This is a genomic window from Luteococcus struthionis (assembly GCF_048595755.1).
In the GTDB taxonomy this organism is placed as follows: Bacteria; Actinomycetota; Actinomycetes; order Propionibacteriales; family Propionibacteriaceae; genus Luteococcus.
The window spans coordinates 1,633,530-1,650,795 of sequence record NZ_CP184360.1; the positions used below are offsets into that span (position 1 = coordinate 1,633,530).

General features: G+C 67.7%; 18 protein-coding genes. All 18 read left to right on the top strand.

The genetic code is table 11. The annotated features are described in order from the left end of the window. Positions 1-85 precede the first annotated feature (85 nt). The 18 genes from ACOAMO_RS07395 to ACOAMO_RS07480 all read left to right on the top strand — a co-directional run bounded on the left by ACOAMO_RS07395 (position 86) and on the right by ACOAMO_RS07480 (position 17,266). Positions 86-1,102 carry a LacI family DNA-binding transcriptional regulator gene (locus tag ACOAMO_RS07395; protein WP_420174176.1) on the top strand — a complete coding sequence of 339 codons (1,017 nt, stop codon included), beginning with the start codon at positions 86-88 and terminating at the stop codon, positions 1,100-1,102. Further along, a complete protein-coding gene (locus tag ACOAMO_RS07400) occupies positions 1,099-2,664 on the top strand; it encodes a sugar ABC transporter ATP-binding protein (RefSeq protein WP_420174177.1) in 1,566 nt (521 codons plus the stop codon). The genes ACOAMO_RS07395 and ACOAMO_RS07400 overlap by 4 nt, the downstream gene beginning before the upstream one ends. Continuing rightward, the gene (locus ACOAMO_RS07405; RefSeq protein WP_420174178.1) at positions 2,661-3,635 is read left to right on the top strand and encodes an ABC transporter permease; all 975 of its coding nucleotides are present in this window, start codon (positions 2,661-2,663) and stop codon (positions 3,633-3,635) included. The genes ACOAMO_RS07400 and ACOAMO_RS07405 overlap by 4 nt, the downstream gene beginning before the upstream one ends. A gap of 55 nt (positions 3,636-3,690) precedes the next feature. After that, complete coding sequence (locus ACOAMO_RS07410) at positions 3,691-4,635, top strand: substrate-binding domain-containing protein (RefSeq protein ID WP_420174179.1); 945 nt, start codon at positions 3,691-3,693, stop codon at positions 4,633-4,635. Between the two features lie 45 nt (positions 4,636-4,680). Further along, the gene (locus ACOAMO_RS07415; RefSeq protein WP_420174180.1) at positions 4,681-5,595 is read left to right on the top strand and encodes a ribokinase; all 915 of its coding nucleotides are present in this window, start codon (positions 4,681-4,683) and stop codon (positions 5,593-5,595) included. Continuing rightward, on the top strand, positions 5,595-5,978 hold the full coding sequence (gene rbsD / locus ACOAMO_RS07420) for a D-ribose pyranase (RefSeq protein WP_420174181.1): 384 nt from the start codon (positions 5,595-5,597) through the stop codon (positions 5,976-5,978). The genes ACOAMO_RS07415 and rbsD overlap by 1 nt, the downstream gene beginning before the upstream one ends. 75 nt (positions 5,979-6,053) lie before the next feature. Beyond that, positions 6,054-7,379: a glutamate-1-semialdehyde 2,1-aminomutase gene (gene hemL / locus ACOAMO_RS07425; RefSeq protein ID WP_420174182.1), complete on the top strand. Its 1,326-nt coding sequence runs from the start codon at positions 6,054-6,056 to the stop codon at positions 7,377-7,379. Positions 7,380-7,381: 2 nt separating this feature from the next. Continuing rightward, complete coding sequence (locus tag ACOAMO_RS07430; protein ID WP_420174183.1) at positions 7,382-7,981, top strand: TlpA family protein disulfide reductase; 600 nt, start codon at positions 7,382-7,384, stop codon at positions 7,979-7,981. 85 nt (positions 7,982-8,066) lie between these two features. After that, positions 8,067-8,777, top strand: a complete 711-nt coding sequence (locus ACOAMO_RS07435; protein ID WP_420176983.1) for a cytochrome c biogenesis CcdA family protein — start codon at positions 8,067-8,069, stop codon at positions 8,775-8,777. A 73-nt stretch (positions 8,778-8,850) separates the two neighbouring features. Next, positions 8,851-10,413, top strand: a complete 1,563-nt coding sequence (resB, locus tag ACOAMO_RS07440) for a cytochrome c biogenesis protein ResB (RefSeq protein ID WP_420174184.1) — start codon at positions 8,851-8,853, stop codon at positions 10,411-10,413. Then, on the top strand, positions 10,410-11,318 hold the full coding sequence (ccsB, locus tag ACOAMO_RS07445) for a c-type cytochrome biogenesis protein CcsB (RefSeq protein WP_420174185.1): 909 nt from the start codon (positions 10,410-10,412) through the stop codon (positions 11,316-11,318). Before resB ends, ccsB begins: the two co-directional genes overlap by 4 nt. Then, positions 11,318-11,605: a hypothetical protein gene (locus ACOAMO_RS07450; protein ID WP_420174186.1), complete on the top strand. Its 288-nt coding sequence runs from the start codon at positions 11,318-11,320 to the stop codon at positions 11,603-11,605. The genes ccsB and ACOAMO_RS07450 overlap by 1 nt, the downstream gene beginning before the upstream one ends. A 35-nt stretch (positions 11,606-11,640) precedes the next feature. Next, entirely contained in the window at positions 11,641-12,411 is a 771-nt protein-coding gene (locus ACOAMO_RS07455; protein ID WP_420174187.1) for an SDR family NAD(P)-dependent oxidoreductase, read from the top strand. Then, positions 12,408-12,815: a YchJ family protein gene (locus ACOAMO_RS07460; protein ID WP_420174188.1), complete on the top strand. Its 408-nt coding sequence runs from the start codon at positions 12,408-12,410 to the stop codon at positions 12,813-12,815. The genes ACOAMO_RS07455 and ACOAMO_RS07460 overlap by 4 nt, the downstream gene beginning before the upstream one ends. Next, on the top strand, positions 12,815-13,582 hold the full coding sequence (gene modA, locus ACOAMO_RS07465) for a molybdate ABC transporter substrate-binding protein (protein ID WP_420174189.1): 768 nt from the start codon (positions 12,815-12,817) through the stop codon (positions 13,580-13,582). Before ACOAMO_RS07460 ends, modA begins: the two co-directional genes overlap by 1 nt. Continuing rightward, positions 13,579-14,373 (top strand): ABC transporter permease, encoded by a 795-nt coding sequence (locus ACOAMO_RS07470; protein ID WP_420174190.1) that lies wholly within the window; start codon positions 13,579-13,581, stop codon positions 14,371-14,373. The genes modA and ACOAMO_RS07470 overlap by 4 nt, the downstream gene beginning before the upstream one ends. Further along, positions 14,366-15,445, top strand: a complete 1,080-nt coding sequence (locus tag ACOAMO_RS07475) for a sulfate/molybdate ABC transporter ATP-binding protein (RefSeq protein WP_420174191.1) — start codon at positions 14,366-14,368, stop codon at positions 15,443-15,445. Before ACOAMO_RS07470 ends, ACOAMO_RS07475 begins: the two co-directional genes overlap by 8 nt. Before the next feature lie 366 nt (positions 15,446-15,811). Beyond that, entirely contained in the window at positions 15,812-17,266 is a 1,455-nt protein-coding gene (locus tag ACOAMO_RS07480) for a mycothione reductase (protein WP_420174192.1), read from the top strand.

The window sequence follows — 17,266 nt, forward strand, 5'->3', positions numbered from 1 at the left end:
GTAGGTTTACGCCATCGATTGATGGAAACGTTTCCATCTTGGCTGGAAGACCAGCACTTCGAGAACCAGGACTCAAGGACGAGCAATGGCGAAGGCAACGATCAAGGACGTGGCGCGTGAGGCCGGGGTTGGCCTCGGCACAGCCTCGCGTGCCCTGACCAGCTCGGGCCCCATCTCGTCGGACACACGTGAACGGGTGCTCGCCGCCGCGCGGCGACTGGACTACCACCCCAACAGTCAGGCCCAGTCATTGAGGAGTGCCCGGACCCAGACCGTGGGCTTGCTCATCCCCGACGTGCGCAACCCCTTCTTTGCGGAGTTGGCACACTCCTTCGAGCAGGAGTCCTTGGCGGGAGGCTTCACCACCTTCCTGGGCAATGCCAATGAGGACACGGTTCAACAGAACCGCTACCTGGACTCGCTGCGCTCCCACCGGGTGGACGGGTTGGCGCTGGCGCCGCAGGGGGGAGCGACGGAAGCCATCGAAGCCCTGCTGGAGGATGGCGTCCCGGCAGTCTTCGTGGACCGCACGGTGGAAGGCATCACTATCCCGTCGGTCACGTCGGATCCGCGGCCGGGAATCCACCAGGTGGCCGAGCACCTCAGTGGGCTTGGACACCGACGCGTCGGATACATCTCGGGACCGCAGCAGGTGTCCTCCGGCCGGGAGCGGCTGCGTGCCTGGGAGGACGCGGTGGCCGAGTTCCGCCTCGACGCGGATCCTCGGCTGGTCCTTCATGGTGATTTCCAACAGACCTCCGGCGAGATCGCCGCAGTCGAATTGATCGAACGAGGGGCCACGGCCCTGTTTGCAGCAGACAGCCCGATGGCGCTGGGCGCCTTGGACGCCTGTCAGGCACGGCACCTGCGCATCGGGCACGACATTGACCTGGTTGGTTTCGACGACCTGCGTCTGTTCCGGTTGCTCGATCCCTCGCTCACGACGGTGTCCCAGGATGTCGCGGGCATGGGCCGCATCGCCGCACAGCTGCTGCAACGGGTCATTGCCGGGGAATCCCCGGAGCCCGTCAGGCTGCCGACCCGACTCGTCACCAGATCGTCCACCCATCCGCTTGCCAGCGAAACAGGAGCCACAGCATGAATAGTTCTGCACAGGTGCCGGCCACCGATCCGGTGCTGGTCCTGGACAAGGTGTCCAAGTCATTCGGACCCGTGCGAGTCATCGAGGACGTCACCGTCGAGCTTCGCCCCGGGCAGGTGCAGGTCTTGCTTGGTGAGAACGGCGCGGGGAAGTCCACCCTCATCAAGATGATCTCCGGAATCCACCAGCCAGATCGCGGTCGCATCTTGGTTGATGGACGCGAAACGGTGATTCCCAATGTCCGCTCAGCCGAACAGCTGGGGATTGCCACCATCCATCAGGAGTTGAACCTGGCTCCGAACATGACGGTGGCGGAAAATGTCCTGCTGGGGCGCACTCCTTCACGTCTGGGCATGGTGAGTCGCAGGGAACTGCGGCGTCAGGCACGCCAGGCCCTGGATCGCATCGGACTGGATGTCGACCTCGACGCCCGGGTTGGAAGCCTTGGTGTGGCGCGTCAGCAACTGGTGGAGATCGCCAAGGCGCTCAGCATGGATGCTCGCATCCTGGTTCTGGACGAGCCCACCGCCGCTCTCACCGGACGTGAGATCGAGCAGCTGTTCAACGTCATGACAGACCTGAAGGCCAACGGAGTGGCGATGGCATTCATCTCGCACCATCTCGACGAACTGGCTGCCATCGGCGACAGGGTGACAGTGCTTCGTGATGGGGATCAGGTGGCCGATGTGCCGGCCTCGACCCCGTCCGAGGAACTGATCCGTCTGATGGTGGGACGAGACATCGATGAACAGTTTCCGCGCCAGCGCACCGAGCCCGGGCAGGCTCTGTTGGAAGTCGACTCACTGACCGCAGCCGGTCGCTTCGAGGACATCAGCTTCACCGTGCGTGCTGGTGAGGTCGTGGGCGTCGCGGGGCTTGTCGGCGCCGGACGCACCGAGGTGCTCCGGGCCATCTTCGGAGCTGATCCCTACGACTCCGGCTCCGTACGGGTAAAGGGTGAGGTCCTGCCGCCCCACGATGTGGCGAGAGCCATTCGTGCCGGGTTGGGACAGATTCCGGAGGATCGCAAGGGGCAGGGGCTGGTACTGGACAGCTCGGTCGCCGAGAACCTCGGCTATGCCACCTTGGCCAGCACGAGCAAGGCTGGCCTGGCGGACCTCAAGGGACAGCGCAAGCGTGCCGGTGATGTTGCCCAGACGCTGCGAGTGCGCATGGCCGGTCTTGACCAGCGAGTGCGCCACTTGTCCGGAGGCAATCAGCAGAAGGTCGTCTTCGGGCGCTGGGTGCAGGCACACTCCAGCATCCTGCTGCTCGACGAACCAACTCGCGGTGTCGACGTCGGCGCCAAGGTTGAGATCTACGAACTCATCAACGAGATCACGGCGCGCGGCGGTGCCGTGCTCATGGTCTCCAGTGAACTGCCCGAAGTGCTCGGGATGAGCGACCGCATCCTGGTCATGAGCGGCGGTCGTATCACCGGCGAGGTGGAGGCCAAGGAGGCAACCCAGGATTCCGTCATGGCGCTGGCCGTCAGCAATGCCGGAATCGACCTCGCACCCCACACCAATGACTCCATCGACACTGAAACGAGCAAGGCATGACAAGCGCCACCACATCCGTACCGCAGTCCCGCCGACTTGGCGGCGTGAGCAGTTTCCTGCTGAACAACGGAGCCCTCGTGGGCCTCGTCGTCCTGTGCCTGGCACTGTTCATCGCGACCCCACGGTTCCTGACCGTTCCCAACCTGATCAACATCGGCATCCAATCGGCGGTCACGGCCATCCTCGCTTTCGGCATGACCTTCGTGATCGTGACCGCGGGCATCGACCTCTCGGTGGGTGCGGTGGCTGCGCTGGGCGCCATGAGCTCGGCGTGGATGTTCGCGAATGCTGGCCTTCCGGGCTGGCTCACCCTGGTGGTGGGCCTGCTCGTCGGCTTGTTGGCCGGTGCGATCTCGGGCCTGGCGACCGCCTACGGCAAGCTGCCTGCCTTCATCGCGACCCTTGCCATGATGAGCGTGGCTCGAGGCCTCACCCTGGTCATCTCTGACGGCACTCCGCTCCCGACCGCCGGTGCCGTCAACACACTGGGATCCAATGTGGGGGCACTGCCGGTGCCGATCCTCGCCATGGCCGTGGCTGGACTGTTGTGCTGGTTCATCCTGTCGCGCACCGTGCTGGGTCGCAGCATGTACGCCATTGGCGGCAACGAAGAGGCGGCCCGTCTTTCCGGCATTCCGGTGGCTCGCAATCTCGTGCAGGTCTACGCGTTGTCGGGTCTGTTCGCCGCGCTGGCTGGCCTGGTGCTGGCTGGACGCCTGTCCTCGGCACAGCCGCAGGCGGCAGCCGGTTACGAGATGGACGCGATCGCCGCCTGCGTGATCGGTGGGGCCTCCCTCTCCGGTGGGGCAGGCTCGGCCACCGGAACCCTGATCGGCGCCATCCTCCTGGCCGTCATCCGCAACGGCCTCAACCTGATGAACGTCTCCTCCTTCTGGCAGCAGGTCGTCATCGGCCTGGTCATCGCCGTAGCCGTCGGCTTCGACGTGATCCGCAACCGCAAGACCCGCTGACACCCGCTCCTCGGACTAATCCACGACGCTGACAACCAACCAGAAAGGGACACCGATGTCCTCCTTCAAGAAGATCCTTGCCACTGCAGCCGTCTCCGCGCTGGTGCTCACCGGCACGGCCGGTTGCAACCGAGAGGCCACCGACGCCGGTGGTTCCTCCGACAAGCCCAAGGTCATGCTGGCCTTGTCCACCCAGACCAACCCCTTCTTCGTGCAGCTGCGCGACGGAGCCCAGAAGAAGGCCGAGGAACTCGGCGTCGAGCTGCAGGTGCAAGATGCCTCCGATGATCCGGCCACGCAGACCAACCAGTTGAACAATGCCGCCACCGGTGACTTCGATGCAGTGATCGTCAACCCGACTGATTCCGATGCCGTCACCCCGGCCGTCAAGGCCCTCAACACGGCGAAGATCCCGGTCGTGGCCGTGGATCGCGGCGTGAACAACGCCGAAGTCGCCTCCTTTGTCTCCTCTGACAACGTGGCCGGCGGTGCGCAGGCTGCCCAGGAGCTGGCCAAGGTGCTGGGGGACAAGGGTGAGGTCATCGTCCTGCAGGGAACAGCAGGCACTTCTGCCAGCCGCGACCGTGGCAAGGGCTTCACCGAGGAGATCGCCAAGCACACCAACATCAAGGTAGTTGCCAAGCAGACTGCTGGTTTCGACCGCGCCAAGGCTCTTGACGTCACGACCAACTTGCTGCAGGCACATCCCAATGCCGTGGGTGTGTTCGCCGAGAATGACGAGATGGCCCTCGGAGCGAGTGAGGCTGTTGGGGGCAAGGCGGGCAGCGCCATCAAGATCGTCGGCTTCGACGGCACCGCCGACGGCATCAAGGCCATCGAGAGTGGCAAGTTGAACGGCACCATCGCCCAGCAGCCGGACAAGCTCGGTGCCTCTGCCGTGGAACAGGCAGCGGTTATCGCGAAGGGTGAGGCTGCCGAGAAGTCGGTGCCGATCGACGTCGTCACGGTCACCAAGCAGAACGTCGCGGAATACAAGTAAGCACCAGCAGTCGAGGGCTTGTGCCTTCGACGGGAGGAGGATGACGTGGCCGGGACCGTGGTCGTGGTTGGTTCCATCAATGCCGATCTGGGAGTGGAGGTGGATCGCTTTCCCCAGCCCGGGGAGACCCTCAATGGGCGGGGCGGGGTCCTTGCCCCCGGTGGCAAGGGGGCCAACCAGGCCCTGGCCGCGCGCCTCCAAGGTGCGCAGGTGAGCATGATCGGGGCGGTCGGTGACGATGCTGCAGCAGATGCCGCCCTGCGTTTCCTGAGGGAAGCCGGCGTGCACCTCGAACGGCTGCATGTCGAGAGCGGGGCGACTGGTATCGCCTTGGTGATGGTTGACGCGGCCGGTGAGAACCAGATCATCGTGATTCCGGGGGCCAATGCCAGCCTGAGTCCCGATCGGGTCGAACAGTGGTTGGACCAGACCGGTGACGAGGTCGTCGTCATGCAGGGGGAGATCCCGGTCGAAACCATCGACCACGTCGCGGCCAGGACGAAGGGGCGTTTGGTGTTGAACCTGGCGCCTGTGGTGGGGGTGCGACGAGAGACGATCCTGCGCGCCGATCCGTTGGTGGTCAACGAACACGAAGCACGACTGGCGCTGCGCCTGCTCGATCCCGGTCATCCAGCGATCGACGAGGAGCAAGAATTGGTTAGCGAGCTCATGGGGCAGGGGTGCCCCAGCGTCGTCATGACGCTCGGTTCCCGAGGCGCCCTGGTGGGTGACTCGTCGGGGATCCTCGAGGTCGCCTCGATCCGAGTCGAGGCGGTCGATTCCACCGGGGCGGGTGACGCCTTCGTCGGGACGCTGGCGGCTGATCTTGCCCTCGGGAAGAACCTCCAGGCCGCCTGTCGCCACGCGGCTGCTGCGGCAGCCTCGACCGTGGAGCACCGCGGGGCACAGTCCTCGTACTGGGCCATGGTCGATTCCCCGGACCAGCCAGAAAGGCAATGATGAAGAAGCATGGAGTATTGAATCCTGCCCTGTCGGCGCGGCTTGCGAGGCTTGGGCATCTGGACACCGTCGTGGTGGCCGACTGTGGGCTGCCGGTTCCCTCGGAGATTCCCGTGGTGGACTTGGCCTTGGTCTTCGGCGTGCCTCGATTCACCGAGGCGCTGGATGCCGTGCTGGGAGAACTGGTGGTGGAGCGCGCCTGGATCGCAGAGGAAGCGGTGGGGCAAGCTCCGCAGGAGTGGGTGGCCCAGCGCATCGACGAGGTCCACACCATCAGCCACGATGAGCTGAAGCAACGCATCGCGTCGGCCGCCTTCGTGCTGCGCACGGGTGAGACCACCAGTTACGCGAATGTGGTGCTGCAGTGCGGGGTGCCCTTCTGAATCGGGTTCCGGTGGGCGGTTCAGCATGCGTCCGTGGATTCGTGTCGTACCTGAAGCCCGCATAGGCTGGCGGTCATGCAACCCGTGCCTGCCTCCGACCAGTTGTTCGAGCGTGCCCAGAAGGTCATTCCCGGCGGGGTGAACTCGCCGGTGCGCGCCTACCGTGCCGTAGGCGGCACACCCCGGTTCATCACCAGCGCCAAGGGCGCCTTCGTCACCGATTCCGACGGCAACGAGCTGGTCGACCTGGTGGGTTCGTGGGGGCCGATGATCCTCGGCCACGCGCATCCGCAGGTGCTGGACGCGGTGCAGGCCACCGCCGCGCGCGGCACCTCCTTCGGTGCTCCCACCGAACTCGAGGTGGAGCTGGCGGAACTCATCGTCGAGCGCACTCCGATCGAGATGGTGCGGCTGGTCAACTCGGGCACCGAGGCCACGATGAGCGTGCTGCGGCTGGCCCGCGGCATCACCGGCCGCAGCAAGATCGTGAAGTTCGCTGGCTGCTACCACGGTCACGTCGACTCGTTGCTGGTGGCTGCGGGCTCCGGCGTCGCGACACTGGGCGATGCGGCCAGCCGAGCCATCCCGTCGAGTCCCGGTGTGCCCGGTGTCGTCGCCGAGGACACCCTGGTGGCCCCCTACAACGACCGCGCAGCGGTGGAGAAGATCTTCGCCGAGCACGGTGACCAGATCGCGTGCATCATCACCGAGGCTGCGCCCGGCAACATGGGTGTCATCGAGCCCGGCACCGAGAAGGGCGAGCACTTCAACGCCTTCCTCAAGCGGATCGCCAACGAGCACGGCGCGCTGTTCGTCAGCGACGAGGTGATGACCGGCTTCCGCGTCACCCGCAGCGGCCAGTTTGGCAAGGACGGCGTCGAGCCAGACCTGATGACCTTCGGCAAGGTGATGGGTGGTGGCTTCCCGACGGCGGCCTTCGGCGGTCGCGCCGAGCTGATGCTGCACCTGTCGCCCGTCGGCGGGGTCTACCAGGCTGGCACCCTGAGCGGGAACCCCGTCGCCTCGGTGGCCGGTGCCACCACGTTGAAGCTGTGCACCGAGGACGTCTACGCGCACCTCGGCTCGATCTCGGAGGCACTGCAGAAGTCGGTGCACACCGCGCTGTCGGCCTTCGGCGTGCCGCACACCATCAACACCGCCAACAGCATGTTCAGCGTCTTCCTGGGCACCGAGGGGCCGGTGACCAACTACATCCAGGCGCAGGAGCAGAGCGATGCGGCCTTCGCGGCCTTCTTCCACGCCATGCTCGACCAGGGGATCTACCTGCCCCCGTCCGGCTACGAGTGCTGGTTCCTGTCGGCCGCCCATGACATGAATGTGGTCGACCGGATCGTCGAGGCCCTGCCCAAGGCGGCCGCCGCCGCCCGCAAGGCGCTGTGACGATGGACGACTTCGCCCCGCTCGGCCGGGCTGGTCATCGGCGTCGCGACCTGCTCAGGCTGTGCGCCGGCCTGCCGCTGCTGGGCTTGGCTGCCTGCACCGACTCCAGCGGGGCCAGCGAGGAGGAGGGGTTTGCCACCGGCGACGGCAGCTACACCCGCATCGCCCCCGGCGATCGCAAGCCGGTGCCGGAGCTGGCCGGTGAGACCCTCGACGGCAAGAAGCTCTCGCTGGCCGACTTCACCGGTCAGGTGGTGGTGCTCAATGTGTGGGGTTCGTGGTGCTCGCCATGCCGCCACGAGGCGCCGCAGCTGGTGAAGGCCGCCCAGCAGACCAAGGGCAAGGCCCAGTTCATCGGACTGAACACCCGAGACCTGAACAAGGCACAGGCCCAGGCCTTCGTGCGCAGTTTCGGGCTGCCCTTCCCGAGCATCCACGATCCCAAGGGCGAACTGCTGCTCAAGTTCGGCGCTCTGCCGCCCAAGGCCATCCCCAGCACCCTGGTGATCGACACCAAGGGGCGCATGGCCGCGCGAGTGCTGGGCGAGACCACCGCCAGCACCCTGGTGGGCACCGTCGAAGACATCGCGGCCGGCAAGTAGGACGACGATGGGTGAACTGTTGCCTGCCGTGCCGGTGGGGCCGGTGCTGCTGCAGGGCTGGGTGGAGTCTGCCATGGGGGGCACCATGCTGCTGGCGATTCCGGTGGCCGTGCTCGCGGGTCTGGTCAGCTTCTTCTCACCCTGCGTGCTGCCCTTGCTGCCCGGCTACCTGAGCTTCGCCACGGGGCTGAGCGCCTCGGAGGTGCAGGAAGGCAGCCGACGGGGACGGATGTTGCTGGGCACCGTCTTGTTCGTGCTGGGATTCGCCGTCGTCTTCGTCGCCACCGGCGCCCTGGTCGGCGGCATCGGTGCCTCGCTGATCCAGCACCAGCGCGGCATCAACATCGGTGTGGGCGTGCTGACCATCCTGCTGGGCCTCGTCTTCATGGGCCTGGTGCCGATCGGCCAGCGAGACCTGCGGGTGCACCGGCTGCCCCGCCTGGGACTGATGGCCGCCCCGCTGCTGGGAATGGTCTTCGGCGTCGGCTGGACCCCCTGCATCGGGCCCGCCCTGAGCGTGGTGCTCGGCTTGTCCTTCAACGAGGCCTCACAAAGCCGAGGCGCCCTGCTGGCCTTCTGCTATGCCCTGGGTCTTGGCCTGCCCTTCGTCGTGGCCGGGTTGGCCATGTCGCGGATGGCCGGCGCGATCGGCTGGGTCAGGAACCATCAGCGGCTGGTGCAGCGCCTGGGAGGCGGGCTGATGGTGGTGGTGGGTGTCATGCTGGTGAGCGGCCTGTGGGATGCCGCCATGGCCATCCTGCGCCAGTGGGCCGTCAACTGGGGCACCCCGATCTGATGCGAACACACCGCACACCAGTGTTGCCGAGCACGTCGCCGTCGAGCACGGTGTCGAGAGCCGAGAGGAATCGATGAGCACGAGCCAGACCCGACCGCAGGCCATGCGGCCAGGCGAGCTGCTGCGTTGGGCCTGGACGCAGCTGACCAGCATGCGCACCGCCCTGACGCTGCTCTTCCTGCTGGCCCTGGGCGCCATCCCCGGCTCGGTGATCCCGCAGCGCAGCCAGTCGGCCATCAAGGTGAGCGACTTCAAGGAGAACAATCCCGGTCTCGACCGCTTCTACGAGCCCCTGGGCATGTACGACGTGTACACCTCGCCCTGGTTCAGTGCGATCTACCTGTTGCTGACCGGCAGCCTGATCGGCTGCATCGTGCCGCGCATCCGCGTCTACTGGAAAGCGGTGCGGGGACGCCCCTCGCGCATCCCGTCGCGGCTGGACCGCTTGCCGGAGCACCGGCTGGTGGCAGCCACCGAGGGTGACGGCCTGGACCGCGCCGAACAGTGGCTGCGCAAGCGTCGCTTCCGCACCGAGCGCACCACGCTGGACGACGGCACCGAGGGGATCAGCGCCGAGCGTGGCTACCTGCGCGAGTTCGGCAACCTGCTCTTCCACCTCAGCCTGGTGGTCATGCTGTTGGGCGTGGCCTGGAACAACCTGCTGGGCTTCAAGGGCTCGACGATCATGGTGGAGGGCCAGGGCTTCAGCAACTCCATCACGCAGTACGACGAGTACCGCGCCGGCTCTTGGGTGGACACCGACAACCTCACGCCTTTCACCATGGACCTCAAGCGTTTCATCGTGAAGTTCGAGACCGGCCAGGTGCAACGTGGCGCCGCCCGCGAGTTCCGCGCGGAGATCGACGTCCACGAGGGGGAGAGCACCCGCTCGGAGACGGTGCGGGTGAACCATCCCGTGACGGTCGCCGGCAACAAGGTCCACCTGATCGGCCACGGCTACGCCGCCCACGTCACCGTCACCGACGGCAAGGGAGAGGCCGCCTGGTCAGGCCCGGTGGTCTTCTTGCCGCAGGACGGCAACTTCACTTCCTCGGGCGTCATCAAGGCCCCCGACGCTCGCCCCGAGCGCCTGGCGATGCAGGGCGTCTTCCTGCCCACCGCCCCCGAGGAAGGGATGATGGGCCAGTCGATCTTCCCCGACGCCTTCAACCCCAAGCTCTTCCTCAACGCCTGGTACGGCCCGCCGAAGCAGGAGACCGGCAAGCCCGAGAACATCTACGCGCTGGACACCAGCGACATGACGCAGTTCACCCAGGATGGCGACATCGTCCGCTTCATGCTGGAGCCCGGGCAGGGCTTCGACCTGCCCGACGGCAAGGGCAGCGTCACCTTCGACGGCTGGTCGCGCTGGAGCAAGGTGCAGATCAGCCGGGCTCCGGGCCTGCCGCTGCTCTTCGGCTCGGTGGCCGCCGGCATCATCGGCCTGTGCCTGAGCCTGTTCGTCCGCCCGCGCCGTTTGTGGGTGCGCACCCGAGTGGCGCAGGATGGCAGCCAGCAGATCGAGGTGGCCGGTCTGGACCGCGCCGATGCCCGCACCGGGCTGACCGAACACGTGGACGAACTGGCCGCAGCCGCCGCGGGCACCGCCGGCGAGCACAGCAAGGAGAAGAAGTGAGAATCGAGGAACTCTCGGCGTTGGGGATCGTCACCGCCGCGGTGGTCTACCTGATCGCCTTCATGGCGCACTCCATGGAGTGGGCTGCCGCGCGCGGTCTGCCGGTCGTCGGCGACGACGAGCCCCTCACCCCGGAGCGTGAGAAGTCCTTGGTTCGGGTGGACATGTACGGACGCATGGGGCTGGGCCTGACGGTGGTCGGGTTCCTGGCGCACCTGGTGGGCACCGTGCTGCGCGGCGTGGCCGCCGAGCGCTTCCCCTGGGGCAACATGTACGAGTTCACCATCTCGTCGCTGCTGTTCGCCGTGCTGGTCTACCTGGTGCTGGCCTTCACCAAGGACATGCGCTGGCTGGGCCTGCCCATGTCCCTGTTGCTGGCCGTCGGCAATGGGCTGGCTGCCACCGTCTTCTACGTCGCGGTCGCGCCGCTGGTCCCGGCACTGCACTCGGTCTGGTTCATCATCCACATCGTCGCCGCCGCCATCGCCGGTGCCGCCTTCAACGTGGGTGGCATGGCCGCCATCATCTACATCTTCCAGCACCGCGCCGAGCAGCGCGGCGGCGAACGCAGCGGCTACCTGGCCAAGCTGCCCAGCGCCAAGGCGATGGACACCTTCTCCTACCGGATGCACGCCTTCGCCTTCCCACTGTGGACCTTCACCATCGCCGCCGGTTCCATCTGGGCCGAATACGCCTGGGGGCGCTTCTGGGGTTGGGACCCCAAGGAGACCTGGAGCCTGGTCACCTGGGTGATCTACGCCATGTACCTGCACGCCCGGGCCACCGCCGGCTGGCGCGGCGTGGCCGCCGCGGTGATCGCGATCATCGGCGTGGTGAGCTTCTGGTTCAACTTCGTCGGCGTGAACCTGGTCTTCAGCGGCCTGCACTCCTACGCGGGAATCTGATGGCCACCCCACCCCTGCAGCCCCAGCCTGGCCGCCCCGAAGGCGGACCCCGCTGGCTCCCACTGGCCACCATCGCGGCCGCCGTGCTGTGCGCCGTCGTGCTGCCCGTGACGCATCACGTCGGCGAGATCGTGCCGATGCTGTTCATGGTGCTCATCGCCCTGCTGGGCCTGGCCGGGGCCTGGGTCAGCGTCGTGCAGGACCGCAAGCCGCTGGCAGTGGCCAACCTGGCCGCCGGGGCCTTCCTGGTGCCCTTGGTGCTGGCCGCCTCGGCCCTGCTCTCCTGAGCCGTCCTGCACGCCGCGGCGACTAGGCTGGTTGCATGCATGCACTCGTGACTGGAGCATCCGGCGGCCTGGGGCAGGCCTTCTGCGAACACCTGGCGGAGCAGGGCCATGACGTGGTGCTGGTGAGCCGCCGGACCGACGAGCTGGAACGCACTGCCGCCGGGCTGCGGGAACGCTACGGCGTCCAGACGGTCGTCCTGGGCGCCGACCTGTCCGAGGAGTCGGTGCGCAATGACCTGGCCGCAGACCTACGTGCCCGCGGCATCCAGGTGGACGTGCTGGTCAACAATGCAGGGTTCGGTACCATCGGAGACTTCGTCGAGGCCGACGTCGATCGCATGAATGACGAGGTGGGGCTCAACTGCGCGGCGGTGGTCCACCTGTGTCGCCTGCTGCTGCCGGGAATGCTGGAGCGCGGCCGCGGATCCATCGTCAACGTCGCCAGCACCGCCGCCTTCCAGCCGATCCCCACGATGGCGGTCTACGCGGCCACCAAGGCCTTCGTGTTGAGCTTCACCCACGCCCTGTGGGAGGAGACGCGCGACACCCCGGTGCGGGTCACCGCCATCTGCCCCGGCCCCACCGACACCCCCTTCTTCGACTCCGCCGGGGACGACAAGGTGCTCTCGCGCCGACGCACCCCGCAGCAGGTGGTGGCCAGCACCTTCAAGGCCCTCGAACGACGCGCGCCCAGCGTCACCGACGGCCTGCTCAATGCCGTCCAGGGGCAGGTCGCGAGGCATTCCCCGGTCAGGATCGCCGTGCCGGTGGCCCGCCGCGTGGTGCGCCCCACGGGCCGCAAGTGAGCACCCGACTCGACGCCGAGCCGTGCCCCTGTGGCAGTGGGGCACGCTTCGGGCAATGCTGTGGGCCGCTGCTCGACGGGCACCCGGCCGCCACCGCCGAGGCACTGATGCGCTCGCGCTATGCGGCCTTCGCGCTGGCCGGACGCCACCCCGGGGCCGGCGACCACCTGTGGCGCACCTGGCATCCGGCCAATCGACCTGCCGATGCGACCCCCGACCCGGCCCAGCAGTGGGAGGGGCTCACCGTCACCGAGGTGGTCGACGGCGGTGAGGACGACCAGGCCGGGGAGGTCAGCTTCGTCGCCAGGTGGCGCCAGGGCCGAGCCAGGGGAGTGCTCAGCGAACGCAGCTTCTTCGTGCGACGGGCGGGTCGCTGGGTCTACCTGGACGGTGAGGTGACCTGATGCGGCAACCACGACGGTGCGTCGCTGCCCCCGCGGCCCTGGTGGTGTCGGGGTTGGCACTGCTCGGGCTGGTGGCCTGTGCGCCATCATCCTCCGGATCCACCACCGTGCACGTCTTCGCCGCGGCGTCTCTGGAGGAGCCCTTCACCCGGATCGCAGCCGATTTCGAGGCCGATCACCCCGAGGCCACGGTGGCCCTGTCCTTCAACGGCAGTTCCACGCTGGTCACCCAGATCGCCGAAGGCGCCCCGGCCGACGTCTTCGCGGCGGCCGACGAACAGACCATGGACCGAGCCGTCGAAGAGCGGCTCGTCGAATCACCCGAGACCATCGCCACCAATCGGCTGGCCCTGGTGGTCAGGCCCGGGAACCCGCAGCGCATCACCGGGCTCGACGCGTCGCTGGCAGGCAGCAAGCTGGTGACCTGCGCTCCCGGAGTGCCCTGCGGCAATGCCCTGCAGACCCTGCAGGACGAGCAGGGACTGGAGCTGCGGCCGGTCTCTCAGGAGCACAGCGTCACCGACGTGCTCGGCAAGGTCACCTCTGGCGAGGCCGACGCCGGGGTCGTCTACGTCACCGATGCGCGACGAGCAGGCAAGAGGGTGACCCAGGTGCCGATTCGCGGCGCGGAAGGCGTGGTGAACCGCTACCCGATCGCAGTCACCTCCGGTGCGCGCGAAGCCGAGCTGGCCCGCGACTTCGTCGACGAGGTGACCGGCCCTCGCGGGCGGGAGCAGTTGGCGGCCGCCGGCTTCGGGACGCCATGATCCGGGTCAGCGCACGGCCGTTGCCGCGGTGGCTCTACCTGCCCGCCTCGGTGGCCCTGGCCGTGGTGGCACTTCCGGTCTTGGGTCTGCTGGCGCGGGTGCCGTGGCGTCGGCTGCCCGAGCTGGTGCTGCAACCCGAGTCGCTCGCGGCCCTGCGGCTGAGCCTGGTGACCTGCTCTTGGTCACTGCTGTTGGTGATCCTGCTGGGGCTGCCGCTGGCCCTGGTGCTCAGCCGTGCGCAGGGGCCGTGGGCGCAGGCGGCGCGTGTGGTTGCCGTGCTGCCCATGGTGATGCCCCCCGTCGTGGCCGGCCTGGCGCTCCTGGTGACGCTGGGCCGACGCGGGCTGCTGGGGCAGCACCTCTCGGCACTGGGCCTGGACGTCGGGTTCACCACCCTGGCGGTGGTGATCGGCCAGACCTTCGTCGCGATGCCCTATTTCGTGGTGGCCCTGGAGGGGGCCCTGCGCACCCTCGATCCACGCTACGAGCGGGTCGCGGCGACGCTGGGCTCCTCGCCCACGCGCACCCTCGTGACGGTCACCCTGCCGCTGCTCGGCCCAGCCCTGGTCGGCGGGGCCGCCATGGCCTTCGCCCGCGCGCTGGGGGAGTTCGGCGCCACCCTCACCTTTGCCGGCTCCCTGCCGGGAGTGACCCAGACCCTGCCCCAGGCCATCTACCTGACGCGGGAGAGCGACCCCGACGGGGCGCTGGCGCTGGCCTTCGTGCTCCTGATGCTGGCCACCGTCCTGATGGGCCTGGCGGGTTGGGTGACCCGGGAGCGCCATGGCTGAGCAGCTCCGGATCGATGCCGAGGTGCGCGAGCGTGGGGTCCAACTGGACTTGGCCCTGGCACCTGGCCGCGTGACGGCGCTGGTCGGGCCCAACGGGGCGGGCAAGTCGACGCTGGTGCAGCTGGTGGACGGTGGTGTGCGCCCCAGCCGCGGCACGGTCGAGTTGGGCGGCCGGGTGCTGTCGGGGCCTTCGCGCCACGTCCCCACGCATCGACGCCCGATTGCCCTGCTGCAACAGCATCCGGTGCTCTTTCCCCACCTTGACGTCCTCGACAATGTCGCCTTCGGTCCGCGCAGCAAGGGCTCCGGCAGGGCGGCAGCCCATGACCGGGCACGGGCCGAGCTCGAGGCCGTGGGGTGCGCGGAGCTGGCGCAGCGCTCGGTTCGTGGGCTTTCTGGGGGACAGGCCCAGCGCGTGGCGCTGGCCCGTGCCCTGGCCACCGATCCGGCGGTGCTGCTGCTCGACGAGCCCTTCGCCGCCCTCGACGTGAATGCCGCGGCCTCGATGCGTCGGCTGCTCTCGCGCCGCTTGGCCGTCTCCCAGCCACCCACCATGGTGCTGGTCACCCACGATCCGCTGGACGTGTGGGCGCTGGCCAGTGCCATGGTCTGCCTGCAGGACGGTCAGGTGAGCGCCGCGGGTGCAGTCGAGGACCTGCTGGGGCGGCCCAGGACCTCCTTCCTGGCAGAGCTGTCGGGTATCAACCTGGTGCGTGGCCAGGTGCGCGAGGATCGGCTGATGGTTGGGCAGCTGAGCGTGCACGGGCTGTGGGATGGCCCTGCTGGCCGGCAGGGGGACGAGGCGATGGCATGGTTCGAACCCTCGGCGGTGGCCCTGCACCGGCAGTCTCCCGGGGGCAGTCCACGCAATGCGTGGCCGGTGAGGGTGACTGCCCTGGAACCGCGCGGCGCCACGGTGCGGGTGCGTCTTGATCTGGACGATGGGCAGCCCTTGGCCGCGGACCTGACCGCGCAGGCGGTAGCGGCTCTCGGCCTTGCCCCGGACGATCGACTGGTGGCGCAGGTGAAGGCCACCCAGGTGAGGATGCAACAGGCCTGGCTCTCTGCATGAGAGGTGGCGGCATGAGAGAAGGCCCGGGGCAGACAACCTCCGGGCCCACCGGACATTGCTCCCCCGGAACATTGCCCGTTCTCAGTGGCAGTTGCGAGGCCCGTGACGCGTAGCGTCACTGCCATGCTCACGTGCGGACTGATCCCCTGAGCCCAGTCCGTCCGTCGGCATCGAGAAGCCTCGCGCCGCCGATGCCCCCACTCTCCTTCAGAGATTCACTGATTTCAAGTTAACGTTGAAAATCTGGTCCACGTGTGGGACGGCTGGGCCGGATTTCTGGCAGGGCCGGTGACTGGCCACGCCTGGCCCAGCGCGCCGCCCCCATCTGGCAGCCTTTCGTCCGTGCGGCCCGGTAGCGTGGTGGCCATGGAGCACTTCGACCTGGTCATCATTGGTTCTGGTTCGGGAAACAGCATCGTCGACGAGCGTTTCGACGGCCTGCGCGTGGCCATGGTGGAGCGGGGTGTCTATGGCGGCACCTGCCTGAACGTGGGGTGCATCCCCACCAAGATGTTCGTCCTGCCGGCCGACCATGCGGTCTCGCTGGACGATGCTCGACGAATCGGTGTCGACCTCAGCCTCGATGAGGTGCATTTCGAAGAGATCCGTGACCGGATCTTCGGCCGGATCGATCCCATCTCCTCGGGCGGCAAGCAGTGGCGTGAGCAGAGCGAGAACGTGACGGTCTTCACCGGCAACGGCCGCTTCGTCGGCCGCGACGTGCTCGAGATCTCGGTGCAGGGGGAGGACGAGCCGGTCCGCATCAGCGGGGACCGCTTCGTGCTCGCCGCCGGGTCTCGCGCCGTGCTGCTCGACGTGCCCGGGGCCAACCTGCCGGAGGTGGCCCCGCGGGTGCACACCTCGGACACCATCATGCGCTTGCCCGAGCTTCCGGAGTCGATGATCATCCTCGGCGGTGGCTACATCGCCGCCGAGTTCGCCCACGTCTTCAGCGCCTACGGCGTGGACGTGACGCTGGTCAACCGCAGTGCCCGGCTGCTGCGCCGCGAGGACGAGCAGGTCAGTGAGCGCTTCACCGAGGTCATCGCCAGCCGCGTCAACCTGAAGCTGAACCAGCAGGTCACCCGCCTGGACCACGAGGACGGCCAGGTGGTGGTGGTCACCGAGGATCCCAATGGCATCGAGTACAACTACGCGGCGCCGGTGGTGCTGGTGGCGCTGGGGCGCGTGCCCAATGGCGACGGGCTGGATCTTGACCAAGCGGGAGTCGAGACCGACGACCACGGCTATGTCGTCGTCGATGACCAGCAGCGCACCAGCCAGCCCCACATCTGGGCGCTGGGCGATGTCAGCTCCCCCCTGCAGCTCAAGCACGTGGCCAATCACGAGGCACGGGTGGTGCAGGCCAACCTGCTGCACGAGATCACCGGCGAGGGGGAGCCGACGCGCTCCGACCACCGCTACGTGCCGCACGCCATCTTCACCGATCCGCAGATCGCGGCCGTGGGGGCCACCGAGCAGGAGCTGCGTGAACAGGGCGTGGAATACCTGGCCAAGGTGCAGCAGTACGGGGACGTGGCCTACGGCTGGGCCATGGAAGACCAGCAGCACTTCGTGAAGCTGCTCAGCGATCCGCAGGCCGAGAAGCTGTTGGGCGCCCACATCATCGGCCCGCAGGCCTCCACCCTGCTGCAACCGCTGGTGCAGGCGATGAGCTTCGGCCTGGGCATCGAGGAGATGGCCCGCGGCCAGTACTGGATCCACCCCGCCCTGACCGAGGTCATCGAGAACGCCCTGCTCGGGCTCGTCGAGCAGCGGGACGAGGCCACGCAGCACGAAAGCCAAGAAGAGGGAGCCTGA